13 protein-coding genes and 1 pseudogene are annotated in these 13978 nt (G+C 73.7%); 6 read left to right on the top strand and 8 right to left on the bottom strand.

Annotation, left to right across the window (positions count from 1 at the left end; translation table 11 throughout):
* Window positions 1–236: 236 nt before the first annotated feature.
* Window positions 237–1667, bottom strand: a complete 1431-nt coding sequence (locus ABZ865_RS37700) for a PLP-dependent aminotransferase family protein (protein WP_361240568.1) — start codon at window positions 1665–1667, stop codon at window positions 237–239.
* On the opposite strand from ABZ865_RS37700, the pseudogene ABZ865_RS37695 reads away from it, so the two are divergent.
* Window positions 1658–2731: pseudogene (locus ABZ865_RS37695) on the top strand (EamA family transporter); the annotation flags it as partial. The gene ABZ865_RS37700 and the pseudogene ABZ865_RS37695 sit on opposite strands and share 10 nt — an antisense overlap.
* 69 nt (window positions 2732–2800) lie before the next feature.
* Here the strand turns inward: ABZ865_RS37695 and ABZ865_RS37690 are convergent.
* Window positions 2801–3631 carry an alpha/beta fold hydrolase gene (locus tag ABZ865_RS37690; RefSeq protein ID WP_361240565.1) on the bottom strand — a complete coding sequence of 277 codons (831 nt, stop codon included), beginning with the start codon at window positions 3629–3631 and terminating at the stop codon, window positions 2801–2803.
* Window positions 3632–3750: 119 nt separating this feature from the next.
* A complete protein-coding gene (locus ABZ865_RS37685) occupies window positions 3751–4404 on the bottom strand; it encodes an NAD(P)-binding domain-containing protein (RefSeq protein WP_361240563.1) in 654 nt (217 codons plus the stop codon).
* A 120-nt stretch (window positions 4405–4524) separates the two neighbouring features.
* Between ABZ865_RS37685 and ABZ865_RS37680 the strand changes: the two genes are divergently transcribed.
* Together ABZ865_RS37680 and ABZ865_RS37675 are read left to right on the top strand one after the other, a co-directional pair.
* Window positions 4525–5409: an RNA polymerase sigma-70 factor gene (locus ABZ865_RS37680; RefSeq protein ID WP_361240560.1), complete on the top strand. Its 885-nt coding sequence runs from the start codon at window positions 4525–4527 to the stop codon at window positions 5407–5409.
* Between the two features lie 275 nt (window positions 5410–5684).
* The gene (locus tag ABZ865_RS37675) at window positions 5685–6443 is read left to right on the top strand and encodes a GntR family transcriptional regulator (protein ID WP_361240557.1); all 759 of its coding nucleotides are present in this window, start codon (window positions 5685–5687) and stop codon (window positions 6441–6443) included.
* Window positions 6444–6588: 145 nt separating this feature from the next.
* Here ABZ865_RS37675 and ABZ865_RS37670 read toward each other — a convergent pair whose 3' ends face one another.
* From ABZ865_RS37670 to ABZ865_RS37660, 3 genes are all read right to left on the bottom strand, one after another.
* Window positions 6589–7746, bottom strand: coding sequence for an ROK family transcriptional regulator (locus ABZ865_RS37670; RefSeq protein WP_361240554.1), 1158 nt, complete (start codon window positions 7744–7746; stop codon window positions 6589–6591).
* A gap of 101 nt (window positions 7747–7847) precedes the next feature.
* The gene (locus tag ABZ865_RS37665) at window positions 7848–8501 is read right to left on the bottom strand and encodes a response regulator transcription factor (protein ID WP_361240551.1); all 654 of its coding nucleotides are present in this window, start codon (window positions 8499–8501) and stop codon (window positions 7848–7850) included.
* 14 nt (window positions 8502–8515) lie between these two features.
* The gene (locus ABZ865_RS37660; protein ID WP_361240870.1) at window positions 8516–9673 is read right to left on the bottom strand and encodes a histidine kinase; all 1158 of its coding nucleotides are present in this window, start codon (window positions 9671–9673) and stop codon (window positions 8516–8518) included.
* 118 nt (window positions 9674–9791) lie between these two features.
* Here ABZ865_RS37660 and ABZ865_RS37655 point away from each other — a divergent pair, with 118 nt between their 5' ends.
* Genes ABZ865_RS37655 through ABZ865_RS37645 form a run of 3 tightly spaced genes read left to right on the top strand, consistent with a single transcriptional unit; the run spans window position 9792 to window position 11910 of the window.
* Window positions 9792–10712, top strand: a complete 921-nt coding sequence (locus ABZ865_RS37655; RefSeq protein WP_361240548.1) for an ATP-binding cassette domain-containing protein — start codon at window positions 9792–9794, stop codon at window positions 10710–10712.
* 2 nt (window positions 10713–10714) lie between these two features.
* Entirely contained in the window at window positions 10715–11425 is a 711-nt protein-coding gene (locus ABZ865_RS37650) for an ABC transporter permease (protein ID WP_361240545.1), read from the top strand.
* Between the two features lie 41 nt (window positions 11426–11466).
* A complete protein-coding gene (locus ABZ865_RS37645) occupies window positions 11467–11910 on the top strand; it encodes a hypothetical protein (protein WP_361240542.1) in 444 nt (147 codons plus the stop codon).
* A gap of 80 nt (window positions 11911–11990) precedes the next feature.
* Here ABZ865_RS37645 and mug read toward each other — a convergent pair whose 3' ends face one another.
* On the bottom strand, window positions 11991–12536 hold the full coding sequence (mug, locus tag ABZ865_RS37640; RefSeq protein ID WP_361240867.1) for a G/U mismatch-specific DNA glycosylase: 546 nt from the start codon (window positions 12534–12536) through the stop codon (window positions 11991–11993).
* Window positions 12533–13975, bottom strand: a complete 1443-nt coding sequence (purB, locus tag ABZ865_RS37635) for an adenylosuccinate lyase (protein ID WP_361240539.1) — start codon at window positions 13973–13975, stop codon at window positions 12533–12535. Before purB ends, mug begins: the two co-directional genes overlap by 4 nt.
* Window positions 13976–13978 lie beyond the last annotated feature (3 nt).

Raw genomic sequence — 13978 nt, 5'->3', positions numbered from 1 at the left:
ACGCGTGACACGGCCCGACCCACACTCGTGACGGGGGCGCTGGACCCGCGTGTGTGAGATGGCTTGACCCGCGTCCGCGACACGGCCCGGTCCGCGCTTGTGACCGGGCTCGCTCTGCGCGTCTGCGATGGCTCGACCCGCGCGCGTGACGCGGTCCGACCCGCGCGCGTGACACGGTCCGACCGGCGCGCGGGACACGGCTGTGGCCGGCGTGCGTCACACGGCCGGACCGGCCGTCACGCGGTGAGCGCCTCGGCCATCGTCCGGACGCCCGCCCGGATCCGCGCCGGCGGCAGATGCGCGTACCCGAGCACCAGCCGGACAGCCGAATCGCCGGTAAGCGTGTGTGTGCAGGCGCTGAGCGGGCGTACGGCGATCCCGGCGCCGGCCACCCGCTCCAGGAAGTCGCCCTCCGGGCCGTACCGTTCGGGCAGTTCCGCGATGGCGTGCAGGCCCGCGGCGATGCCCGATACCCGTGCCTCCGGGAAGTGCTCAGCCAGCGCGCCGACCAGGGCGTCCCTCCGCTCGCGGTAGGCGCGCTGGCAGCGGCGCAGCTGCCGGTCGTAGTCGCCGCGCTCCACGAAGTGCGCGAACAGCGCCTGGTCGAGGGAGGGATGGCCGAGGTCCATGGTCCGCTTGCGCTCCACGACCTCCTCGGTCAGCGCCTCGGGTACGAGCAGCCAGCCCAGCCGCAGCCCGGGTGCGAGGGACTTGCTGACCGAGCCCGTGTAGGCGACGCGTTCCGGATCGAGGCCCTGGAGGGCACCCACGGGCGCGCGGTCGTAGCGGAAGTCCCCGTCGTAGTCGTCCTCCAGCACCAGGCCGTCCACCGACCGTGCCCAGTCGAGCAGTTCGGTGCGCCGCCGGGCGGAGTACGCGATCCCGGTGGGGTACTGGTGGGAGGGCGTCGTCACCACGGCCCGTACGCCGGACGTGCCCAACGGACCGAGGGCCAGGCCGTCCCCGTCCAGCGGCAGCGGCACGGTGGCCAGTCCGCTCGCCGCGTACAGGGCGTCGTGCTGCGGGCTGCCCGGGTCCTCGACGCCGATCGTGCGCATCCCGCGCGCGTGGAGCACGTGTCCGAGGAGGGCGGACGCCTGGGCGACACCGGAGACGACCACGATCCGCTCCGGGTCGGCGACCACGCCCCGACGGCGGGCCAGCAGCCCGGCGAGCGCGACCCGCAGCCGGGGCAGTCCGCGCGGGTCCGGGTAACCGAGGTCGTGGTGCGGCAGTTCCGCCAGCACGGCCCGCTGTACGGCGGCCCAGGCGGCCCTCGGGAACAGCGACAGGTCCGGCGTGCCCGGCACGAAGTCGACAAGGGTGCCGGGGGAGCGCGGAGCGAGGTCACGCGCGTGCGGCCGGGCGGCTCGTACGGCGTCCCCGACCCAGGTGCCCGCGCCCCGTCCGCTGCGCAGGTACCCCTCCGCCACCAGCTGTTCGTACGCCTCCGTGACCAGGCCCCGTGACACGCCGAGGTCGGCGGCCAGATCCCGGCTGGACGGCAGGCGGGTGCCGGGTGTCAGCCGGCCCGAGCGGATCGCCTCGCGCAGCGCCGCCTGGAGGGCGCGGCCACGCGCGCGTGCCGGCGCGGAGGCGGCGGGCAGGAGCAGTTCCCAGGCGGCGGAGCCCGTGAGGCCGGTCGCATTGGTCCCCGATGACGTCATGGAAGTGGACCTTAAACCGGACCGCCGTGATCCCTAGCGTCGGCGTCATGAAGCCCAGCTCCGTCCGCAAGACCGCCACGACGGCGTACGGGACCGCGTCGGTCGCCGCGCGAGGCGGCGCCACCGCCGCTGCCCGTGGGTCCGTCCCGGCCACCTCCCGCAGTGCCACCCCGACCGGCACCTGTGTGAATGGCTCTAGGGCCCGCGTGAATGCCTCCACCGCCCGCGTGACTGGCTCCACCGCCCGCGCCGCGCTCCTCGCCGCCCTCGCCTGCGTGCTCGTCGGCGGTTCCTTCACCGCGAACAGCGTCCTGGTCCACTACCCGTACTCCGGCGGCCAGTTCCTGCGCTACGCGCTGGCCTGCCTGCTGCTCGCCCCGCTCGCCGGACGGGACGGGGCCGCGCGCCTGCGCGCGCTCGGCCGCCGCCAGTGGGCCCGCCTGGCCCTGCTGGCCGCCGTCGGCATGGTCGGCTTCAACCTGGCCGTCCTCGCCGCCGAACGCGGCGCCGAGCCCGCGGTCCCGGGGGTCTTCGTCGGCTGCGCACCGGTCGTGGTGGCCGTCCTCGTCCCGCTCCTCGGCCGGCGCCGTCCGCAGCATGCGGTGCTGTACGGCGCGCTGCTCGTCGCCGTCGGCGCGTTCACCGTGCAGGGGTGGGGCCGCACCGACGGATCCGGACTCGCCTTCTCGGCGTGCGCGCTGGGCGGCGAGGTGGGGTTCGCGGTGCTCGCCGCGCCGGTGCTGCGGCCGCTCGGGCCGCGGTTGCTGGCGGCGACTGTCTGCGGCGTCGCCGCCGTGGAGGCCGCGCTCGCCGGACTGGTGCTCGACGGCGGGGCATGGCTGCGCCGCCCGGAAGCCACCGAGACCGCCGCGCTGGTGTGGCAGGCGGCGGTCGTCACGGTCGTCGGGTTCGTGTGCTGGTACATGGGCATGCAGCGGCTCGGCACGGAGCGGGCCACGCTGTTCTCCGGGCTCATCCCGGTCGCCGCCGCCTGCACCGCGCCGCTCGTCGGCACGGGCGAGTACGGGCCCGCTCAGGCTGTGGGCAGCGCCCTCGTGGGAGCCGGGGTCGCGCTCGGTTCCGGTGCGCTCGGTTCGCGGGGGCTCGGCTCGGGTGTGCTCGGCCGGTGGCGGTCAGCGGCTTCCGTCGAGGATGACGCGGGAGACGAGCGCCGGGTCGTCGTTCATCGGGCAGTGCCCGCAGCCGGGCAGCCGCACCAGCCGGGCGTGCGGCATGATCCGCTTGGCCCGGATCCCCTGGCGGCGTACGAGGAGCCGGTCGCGGGTTCCCCAGGCGACGGTGACCGGAATGCCGGACAGGTCGTCGGTGAACTGCACGGTGGTGCCCGCCTGGAGCGTCGCGTCGAAGCCGGTGGCCCCGGCCAGCGCGAGCGTCTCGGCGACCACGGCCTCGGGTGAACGGCGCGCCGGGCGGCCGTAGATGGTGCTCGTCAGCGCGGTACGGCCGGCCGCCGAGCGGGACAGCCGCTCCACCAGGGGCAGCGGGAGCCGCTGGGCGATGCCCCGCATCGTGAGCAGCAGACCGAAGGCGTAGCGCCGCTCGGCCTCGCTCCAGAAGCCGGCCGGGGAGAGGGCCGTGACGGACCGGACGAGCTTCTCGCGGCCCAGTTCCAGGGCCAGCAGGCCGCCCAGCGAGTTGCCGGCCACGTGCGGGCGGTCCAGCTCCAGCGCCTCGAACAGGGCGCCCAGTACGGAGTTCGTCGTGGGCAGGTCGTAGTCGAGGCCGGCGGGCAGGCCCGGAGACGCGCCGAAGCCGGGCAGGTCCACGGCGATCACCTCGCGCTCGGTCGCCAGGATGTCCACCACCGGGTCCCAGGCCTGCCGGTGATGGCCGATGCCGTGCAGCAGCACCAGCGGTTCACCGTGTCCCACGCGCGCGTAGGACACAGTTACGTCCTCCGGACCGCGCGGAGTGGGGACCGGGAAGGAGACGGTGGTGGACATGAGTGCTCCTCGGTGGGCTGCTGACGGACGCCATAGACAGCTTGTCAGCAATTACTACCGACGGGTAGCCCTCTGGTGTCGTGCGACCCGCACGAGCGTCAACGGCCGTCGCGACAACGTCAACGAGCCCGGCGCAGCTCGAAGTTGAAGTCCGCGTGCCCGAAGTGCCGCATCAGGTCCAGCCACAGTGGCAGCAGCATCTCCACGGACCGCGCCGACCGGATGCCGCCGAGGTCCAGCACCCGGTCCGCCGGCCAGCCGAACTCCCCGAGCAGCTCGATCACCTGCTGCTTGGCACCGGTGTCGTCCCCGCACACGAACAGGTTGTGCTCGCCCGGGACCCGCCCCGGATCCACCATCACCTGACAGTTGACGGTGTTGAGCGTCTTCACCACGCGCGCGTGCGGGAAGGCGCGCTGGATCTGCTCGCCCACGCTGTCCGACTCCACCGGGTCCAGCCGCACCTGATCGCCCTCGAACGCCAGGGGGTTGCAGACGTCCACCAGGAGCTTGCCGTCCAGGTTCTCCGCGCCCGCCGCCCGCAGGGCCTCGAGCGCGACCCGGCCGCCCACGGCGTTGATCACGACGTCACCCGCGGCCGCGGCGTCCGCGAACGTCCCCGCGCGCGAGCGGTCCTCCGTGGCCGTGGCCCACTCCTGCGCGACGGGGTTGTCCTTGGTGCGCGACCCGAGGATCACCTCGTAGCCCAGTTCCACGAGTCTGCCGGCCAGTGTGCGGCCTACCTCGCCCGTGCCCAGCACCGCGTACCGCATCGGTCACCTCCGCATCCCGGCCGCCGGCCACCGGCGGTCCGCGATCATTGTGGTCGGGGCCACCTGTGGACGCGGCGATTCCGCCTGGACACCCGCAGGTGTGTCGGATGGGATGGGCCGGTGACCACCGACACCGTGACCGACGTCTTCGAAGAGAACCGGCCCCTCCTCATGGGAGTCGCCTACCGCATGCTCGGGCGTGTCGCCGACGCCGAGGACGTGGTCCAGGACGCCTGGCTGCGCTGGTCCCGCGACGATCGCACGCAGGTCCGTGAGCCGCGCGCCTATCTCGTGCGCATCACCACCCGTCTGGCCATCGACCGGCTGCGCACGGTGCAGGCCCGCGGCGAGGCGTACGTCGGCCCCTGGCTGCCCGAGCCGTACGTCACGGACTTCGGCGACACCGTGCCCGACACCGCCGACCGTGCCGTGCTCGCCGACTCCGTCTCCCTCGCCGTGCTCGTGGTGCTGGAGTCGCTGTCGCCGCTGGAGCGCGCGGTCTTCGTCCTCCGGGAGGCCTTCGGCTACCCGTACGCCGAGATCGCCGCCCTGCTGGACCGCGGCGAGGCGGCGGTACGGCAGCTCGCAGGGCGGGCCCGCCGGCACGTCGAGGAGCGGCGGCCGCGCTACGAGGTCGACCCGGTACAGCGCCGGGAGCTGACCGAACGGTTCCTCGCCGCCGCGGCCGGGGGCGACCTCGACGAGCTGATGGCCTTGCTCGCCCCGGACGCCCGCCTCGTCGGCGACAGCGGCGGCAAGGCGAAGACGCCGCGCCGGATCCTGGAGTCCGCCGACAAGGTGGGCCGCTTCCTGGTCGCGGTGGCCCCCCAGGGCGTGCCGGATCTGTCCATCCGGCTCATCGAGATCAACGGCGGTGTCGCCGTGCTCGTGCTGTCGGGGGACAAGCCGGACAGCGTGTTCCAGGTGGATGTGGCCGACGGCCGCGTGACCACGGTGTACATCATGCGCAACCCCGACAAGCTGCGTTACCTCGCGGCCCTCTGAACACTCCCTTCCCATAGACCACAGAAATTCACTTCACCCACTCGGCCACCAAAGCCCCCGTCGTACGACGGGGGCTTTGCCGCGATGTCACACATGCGCACGCGTACGAACGCCTTGTGAACGCTCAGCGGCGCGACCCCGGTGTGTCCGCCGAGGGATCGAGGATTGGTCTTGACCAAGGGTGAGGGCCGCCCTATGGTCGCAGAGAAGTGCAACAACCTTTAATAAACAAGGGCGCTAAAAACCGCCGGACCACGGCTCTTGCGGAGGACAGGGTGGGGACCACGCAGCTGGAAACGGTGCCGGAACCGAAGTACTGGCATCTCAAGACCGTGCTCAGTGAGGCACTGGACTCCGAGTTCTCGGTCGGTGAGATCCTGCCCAACGAGCGCGACCTCGCCGCCCGCTTCGGCGTCGCCCGCGCCACGCTCCGCCAGGCCCTGGAGCAGCTGGAGCTGGAGGGCCGGCTGCAGCGCCGTCGCGGGGTCGGCACCACCGTCGCGCCGCCGCGCGTGGGCGTGGCCGTCGGCTCCGAGCGGCACGTCTGGCCGGGGGCCGGCGACGACGCCTGGCAGGCGGCCGATTCCGAACAGGCCGCGCCGCCCGCTGCCGTTGCCGCGGCACTGGAGACCGGGTCCGCAGAGGTGCACGTCGTGCGCCGGTCCCGGATGTCCCACGGCCAGCGCGTCGCCACCGAGCTGCTCTACATCCCGGCTGCCTCGGTGCCCGACCTCACCGCGATCGACGCGCCCTCCGGCCCGGCACGCGCGCGTGCGGTGCTGCGCGAGCTGCAGCGCCTGGACCTCGAGGGCCAGGACCGCGCCGTCGAGCTGGGCTCGGCCCGCGCGGACGACGCCAAGGACCTCGACCGGCTGCCCGGCTCGCCCGTCCTGGTCGTCACCACCCGCTTCTTCGCCGGGGGACGCACCGCCGCTCTCTCCGTGGCGACCTACCGCGCCGACACCTGCCGGCTCACCTTCGGCGACTCGCCCGACGTCGAGATACACCACGACCCGGAGCGGCGCGCTTCCTGACGCACGCATTCCCCTGCGCCCCGGAACTCCGCCGGGGCGCAACGCGTTTCACCGGCAACGGGACCGGCGACGACCGCCCCAGCGGCTCGCCGTTGCATCCGCTCACCCGCCGCAGCGGCCGGCCCTCGCCCTGCGCCTGCCCGCCTCAGCGTCGCGCCGTCACCGTGCCCTCCACCGCGAACAGCTGCTCCTCCACATGGTCCAGGGCCAGCCGCAGCGCGCCCGTGGCGACGGCAGCCTCGCCGAGCAGGGAGAGTGTCACCCGGGGCGGCCGCAGGCAGTAGCGCTCGAGCTCACGGCGCAGGGGGTCGAGCACGCCGTCCAGGCCGGCCGCCCAGCCGCCGATCACGACGAGTTCGGGGTCGAGGGCGAGCACCAGCGCGGCGACGTCGTGGACGAGCCGCTGGATGAACCGTTCGACGGCCGCCCGCGCCCGCTGGTCGCCTTTCCGGGCAAGCGCGAACACCTGGGCGACCGCCTGCTCGTCCAGCGGGTGCAACGGCTCGTCCGTGGTGGACAGCAGCGTCTCCGGGGTGACCTCCCGCCCCAGCAGATGCAGCGCGCCGATCTCCCCGGCCGCCCCGCCGTACCCCCGGTGCAGCCGCCCGCCGATCAGCGAACCCGCCCCGGGACTCAGCCCGGCCAGCACGAACACCATGTCCTCGGTCTCCGTCGCCGCGCCCTTCCAGTGCTCGGCCACGGCCGCCGCGTTGGCGTCGTTCTCCACCAGCACCGGGCACTTGAAGGAGCGGCTGAGCCGTTCGCCGAGCCGCAGGCCCGTCCACTCCGGAAGGGCCGTGCCCAGCCGTACCGTCCCGTCGGCCTCCACGATGCCCGGCGTGCCGACCCCCACGGCCCGCAGCGAACCACGGGAGATCCCGGCCCGCCGCAGCAGTTCCGCGACCGCGCCGCGCAGCCGCTCCAGCCGCTCGTCCGCCGGGGCCGTCTCGTCGACCTCCTTGGCCTGCGCGCCCAGCACCCGCCCGTCCAGGTCGGACAGGAGCGCGGCGACCCGGTGCGCGCCGATCTCCAGGCCCAGCAGATGCCCGGCCTCGGCCCGGAACCGGAACCGGCGCGCGGGCCGCCCCTGGCGGCGTGCGGTGCCCTCCTCGGCCGCCTTCTCGACCACGAGCCCCGCCTCGATCAGCCCCTCCACGACCCCCTCGACGGTCGGCCGGGACAGGCCCGTGACCCGGGTGATCTCGGTGAGCGTCGCGCAGTCCGTGGCACGCAGCGCGTGCAGCACCACCGCGGAATTGATCCTTCGCAGCAGCGAGGGATCGCCGCCGGTCAGCTGGCCCACCGTCCGTCCTCCCAGCTCGCGGGCGTGTTGGGCGGATCGTACTCGGCCCGGCCCACCCCGGCGAGTGCCGGGCTCGCCCCGATCCGGCGGCCCGCCGCGGATCAGCCCGGCGCGACGAACCCCGACTCGTAGGCGGCGATCACCGCCTGGGTGCGGTCGCGCGCCCCGAGCTTGGCCAGTACGGCGCTCACGTGCGACTTCACCGTCTCCGTCCCGACGACCAGCCGGCCGGCGATCTCCGCGTTCGTCAGCCCCCGTGCCATGAGCCGCAGCACCTCCGCCTCCCGGTCGGTCAGCCGGGCCTCGGACAGCGGGTCGCCCGCCCCGCGGCCGTCGCCGTACCGGGCGGCGAGCCGGCGCACCGACGCGGGGAACAGCAGCGACTCGCCCTCCGCGACCAGCCGCACCGCGTGGACGATCTCGGCCGGCCGGGCCCGCTTCAGCAGGAACCCGTCGGCACCGGCGCGCAGCGCCTCGTACACGTACTCGTCGTCCTCGAAAGTGGTCACCACGAGGATCTTCGGCGGCGATTCGACGGTGCGCAGCACCGCGCGCGTGGCCTCGATCCCGTCCAGCAGCGGCATGCGCACGTCCATCGCGACCACGTCCGGCCGCAGTTGGCGCACCAGCGGGATCACCGCCGCCCCGTCGGCCGCCTCACCCACCACCTCGATGTCGGGCTGCGCCTCCAGCACGGCCCGCAAACCCGTGCGGACCAGAGGTTCGTCGTCGACGAGGAGTACGGTCACCGGCATCCGGCCAGCCTAGATCAACTGAGCGGCAGCTCCGCGCGCACCTGCCAGTCGCCCTCGTCCGGCCCGGTACGGGCGTTGCCCCCGAGGAGGGCGGCGCGCTCCCGTATGCCGCGCAGTCCGCTGCCCCGTCCGGGCCCGGTTATCGCGGCCGGAAGCGGGTTGCGGACCTCCAGGGCGAGCGTGCCGTCGGCGACGGTCACCCGGACCCGTACGGGCACGGCCCCCGCATGCCGCAGCACGTTCGTGAGCGCCTCCTGGAGGATGCGGTACCCCTCGCGCGAGACCGGCCCCGGGAGCGCCGCCACGGGCCCGGTCACCTCGGCGTCGACCTTGGCGCCGGAGGCACGCGCCGAGTCCAGCAGCCGGTCGGCGTCGGTCAGCGTGGGCCGGGCGCTCACCGGCCGCCCCGACTCGCGCAACACCCCCAGCACGCGGTCCAGATCCTCCAAGGCGGCCCGGCCGGTCTCCTCGATGGCGGCCAGCGCGCGGTCGGTGAACCCAGGATCTCCGGCCGCCCGCGCGGCACCCGCCTGCACCACCGCCACCGTCAGCGCGTGCCCGATGGAGTCGTGCAACTCCCGGGCGATCCGGGTGCGTTCCAGCAGCTGCTCGGTGCGCTCCTCCAGCGCCGCCAGCCGTTCGACGGCGGACGGCCCGAGGAGCCGGCGCGCACCCGCCGTGACGAGCGCGCCGAAGCCGACGACGGCGCCGTAGAGGGCGAGCAGGGGGAACGGTATGAGGAGGGCCACCCAGGCCTCGTCCGGCGGCAGCCGGTCCAGCAGAGGCACATCGGAAGGGGCCCCTCCCCACGCGCGCTTCGCCAGGTCGTACACGATGACCGGCAGCCACACCATGGCGTACACGGCCGTCACGCCGAGGAGCATCCGCAGCTCCAGCCACAGGACGGTGCGCCACCGGTCCCGCCAGGCCGCCGACGGTGTCACGGAGATGCCCGGATCCTCCTTGCCGGGCGTCAGCAGCAGCCGCGCCTGCACCCCTTCGCCCATCCGCACGGCCGGCACGAGGCCGAGCGGGACGAGGACCAGCGCCGGCACCCAGGGAGTCGACATGTCGATGAACAGCCACATGCTGACGATCAGCATCGGCGTCCACAGGTGCAGCAGGCGCGTGTACGTCGTCCCGCGCAGCAGCGGGCGCAGGAAGCGGATCACGTGGGCGGCCATGCGGACATCGTGGCAGGCGGCACTGACAACGCCCTCCCCCGCACGGGGGAGACGATCTCCACCGGCGGGGGAGGCCCCGATCCCCGCGCCAGGCAACGCTGTTGCCATGACCAGCATCGACCTTCGGGACCTCACCAAGGAGTACGGCGGCCGACGGGCCGTGGACGGCCTCAGCGTCAGCGTCCGCCCCGGCCGCGTCACCGGCTTCCTCGGCCCCAACGGCGCCGGGAAGTCCACCACCATGCGGCTCGTCCTCGGCCTCGACCGCCCGACCTCCGGCACCGCCGGCATCGGTGGCCGGCCCTACGCCGAACTCGCCGAACCCCTGCGCCGGGTGGGCGCCCTGCTCGACGCGCGGGCCGCCCACGGCTCCCGCACCGCGCACGCCCATCTGCGCGCGCTGGCGGCGAGCAACCGCATTCCCGTCCGTCGGGTCGACACCGTCCTGGAGGAGACCGGGCTCGCGTCGGTGGCACACCGCCGGGTGAAGACGTACTCCCTCGGCATGCGCCAGCGGCTCGGCATCGCCGCCGCCCTCCTCGGCGACCCCGAGGTGATCCTGCTGGACGAGCCCGCCAACGGCCTCGACCCCGAAGGCATCGTCTGGATCCGCACCCTGCTGCGCCGGCTCGCCGCCGAGGGCCGTACGGTCCTGGTCTCCAGCCACCTCATGAACGAGACCGCCGCCTTCGCCGACCACCTCGTCATCCTCGGCCGGGGCCGCCTGCTGGCCGACACCCCGGTCCAGGAGTTCATCCACGCGCGCGTACGGCCCCAGGTCCGCATCCGCACCACCGACTCCGCCGCCCTCGGCGACCTGCTCGCCCGCCACGGCCACGACGCCTCCCGAGACGAGCACGGCACCTGGACCGTGCACCACGCCCGCGTGGACGACCTCGGCCGCCTCATGTCGGAGGCGGGCGTACCCGTACTGGAACTGACCGCCCAGGAGGCCACCCTGGAGCAGGCCTACTTCGATCTGACCGCGGCCGAGACCGAGTTCACCGCACAGCCCCAGGAGGCCTGACCATGCCGTTCACCCCCGTCCTGCGCGCCGAGTGGATCAAGATCCGTACGCTGCGCTCGCTCGTCGGCAGCCTGGCCGCGATCCTCCTGGCCACGGCGGCGTTCTCGGCGCTCGCCGCCGCCGACAGCGACGACACGGACCCGTTGTACTCGGTGTTCTTCGGGATCAGCTTCGGACAGATCGCCGCGATCGCCTTCGGGACGACGGCCGTCTCGTCGGAGTTCCACGGCGGCGCGCTGCGGCTGACGCTGGCCGCCGTGCCCGACCGGTGGCGCTGGTTCGCCGCCAAGGTCACGGCGATCGCCCTTCCCGTGCTGGCGGTGGGGCTGCTCACCGGCCTGGTGACGCTGATCGTGGGCAAGACCGTCCTCGGCGCGTCCGGTCCGACCTGGACCGAGGGGCTGCGCGGAGCCGTCGGCTGCGGCCTGCACCTCACGCTGATGGCGCTGTTCGCCGCCGGACTCGCGGCCGTGCTGCGCAGCGGCGTCGCGACGCTCTCCGTCCTGATCCCGTTCCTGCTGATCGTGTCCTTCGTCATCGGCGACCTGTCCGCCGGCATCGCCGACTACCTGCCCGACCGGGCCGGCCAAGTCGCCCTGCACAGCACGTGGGGCGGCTCGCTCGGCCCCTGGACCGGGCTCGCCGTGACCGCGCTGTGGACGGCGGCGGCGCTGCTCGCGGGAGCGTGGCGGATCCATCGCCGGGACGCCTGACGGCCCGCCACATGTCAGTGGGGCCCGCTTTACTGGATCACATGGACATCGCGAAGTGTCTGACCGTCATCGACCTGCTGTCCGCCCGGGAGTTCCCGGCGGAGGACAGCAGGTCGGATCTCGGCACGGCGGGGCCCGGGTACAGCATGGCGGTGTTAGAGACGAGCCGCGGGATGAGCGCGGCCGAGCCCTGGGTGCGGGAGCGGGCCGCCGCCGACATGCACGCGCTCCGAGAGGCCATCGCGCAGCGGCTGAACGACCGCTGGGGCGAACAGCCGCCCTGGGGTCAGCTGACGGTGCGGTTGCGCATGGGGCGGGGCGAGGCGATACCGGAGCCCTGGGCCAGCCTCAGCCTCCACACCGACGAACTCGACGTCTGGCGGGCGGAGGAGGCCGGCCGCTGGGTCGCTCTCGGCGTCGCCGACCGGGACGGCACCGACGAGATCCGGCTGCTGGCCACGGTCACGGAGATAGACCCACCGTGACCCGACGGGCCCGGACGGTCCCCGCTTGGGTCCGCGGGAGGCCCGGTCGGCCGGAGCCGGCCCGATCCGGAAGACAGGTCCTAAACGCGCGCGGCGTCCCGCAGCCTGGCGAACTCCTCCGCCATCGTCGCCGCCGTCCAGTGCGCATTCAGTCCGCTGGGATTGGGCAGCACCCACACCCGCGTGTCCCCGATCGTCCGCTCCTGCGGCCCCACCTGAGCCTTGCGCTCCCCGAAGGCGGCCCGGTACGCGGTCACCCCGACCACCGCCAGCCACCTGGGCCGCCACCGCGTCACCCGGGCGGTCAGCAGCCGCCCGCCCTCCACGTACTCCTCGGCGGTCAGCTCGTCGGCCCGTGCGGTCGCCCGCGCCACCACGTTGGTGATGCCCAGCCCGTATGTCAGCAGCTCCTGCTGCTCGGCAGGCTTCATGAGCCTCGGCGTGAAGCCGGACAGGTGCAGCACCGGCCAGAAGCGGTTCCCGGGGCGGGCGAAGTGGTGGCCCGTGGCCGCCGTCATCAGGCCCGGGTTGATGCCGCAGAACAGCACATGGAGGCCGTCCGCGACCACGTCCGGGACGAGACGGTCGCGGGCGGCCTCCAGTTCCGCCTGGGTGAAGCGGGTCAGAGGATCGCTCCGGGGGTGTACCCGGCGGCCTCCGGGTGCTGCTTGACGATCTCCTCGATCCGGCCGACGACCACGCCGACCTGGGAGGCGGCCGCGCCGGTGAAGGACAGCTTGTCGGCCATCAGCGCCGCCAGCTGCTCACGGTCGAGCGGCAGCCGCTCGTCGGCGGCGAGCTTGTCGAGCAGGTCGTTGCGCTCGGCGCCCTGCTCGCGCATCGCGAGCGCGGTGGCGACGGCGTTCTCCTTGATCGCCTCGTGCGCGACCTCGCGGCCCACACCGGAGCGCACGGCGCCCATGAGCACCTTGGTCGTGGCGAGGAACGGCAGGTAGCGGTCCAGCTCGCGGGCGATCACGGCGGGGAAGGCACCGAACTCGTCGAGGACGGTCAGGAAGGTCTCCAGCAGGCCGTCGAGCGCGAAGAACGCGTCCGGCAGCGCGACCCGGCGCACCACCGAGCAGGACACGTCGCCCTCGTTCCACTGGTCGCCCGCCAGCTCGCCGGTCATCGAGGCGTAGCCGCGCAGGATGACCATGAGGCCGTTGACGCGCTCGCAGGAGCGGGTGTTCATCTTGTGCGGCATCGCGGACGAGCCGACCTGACCCGGCTTGAAGCCCTCGGTGACCAGCTCGTGCCCGGCCATCAGCCGGATCGTCTTGGCCAGCGACGACGGCGCCGCCGCCAGCTGCACCAGCGCGGTGACGACCTCGTAGTCCAGCGAGCGCGGGTAGACCTGGCCGACCGAGGTGAACGCCTGCGAGAAGCCCAGGTGCCCGGCGATCCGGTCCTCCAGCTCGGCCAGCTTGCCGGCGTCCCCGCCGAGCAGGTCCAGCATGTCCTGCGCGGTGCCGACGGGACCCTTGATGCCGCGCAGCGGGTAGCGGCCGAGCAGCTCCTCGACGCGGCCGTGGGCGACGAGCAGCTCGTCGGCGGCGGTCGCGAAGCGCTTGCCGAGGGTCGTGGCCTGCGCGGCCACGTTGTGCGAGCGGCCGGCCATGACCAGCTCGGCGTACTCGCCGGCCAGCTTGCCCAGCCGCGCCAGGACGGCCACCGTACGGTCGCGCATCAGCTCCAGCGACAGCCGGATCTGCAGCTGCTCGACATTCTCGGTGAGGTCACGGGAGGTCATGCCCTTGTGCACGTGCTCGTGCCCGGCGAGGTCGTTGAACTCCTCGATCCGCGCCTTCACGTCGTGCCGGGTGACCTTCTCGCGCTCGGCGATCGAGGCCAGGTCGACGGTGTCGAGGACGCGCTCGTAGTCGGCGATCGCCGCGTCCGGCACCTCGATGCCGAGGTCCTTCTGGGCCCGCAGCACGGCGAGCCAGAGCTGCCGCTCCAGCCTCACCTTCTGCTCGGGCGACCAGAGCGTGGCGAGCTCGGCGGAGGCATAGCGTCCGGCGAGGACGTTCGGGATGCGGGGCTTGGCGGGCGCTGAAGTCACGTG

This window comes from Streptomyces sp. NPDC047085 (assembly GCF_040643735.1).
Taxonomy (GTDB): Bacteria; Actinomycetota; Actinomycetes; order Streptomycetales; family Streptomycetaceae; genus Streptomyces.
The sequence above is the reverse complement of the archived record's forward strand: the minus strand, read 5'-3'. Positions and strand labels throughout refer to the sequence as shown.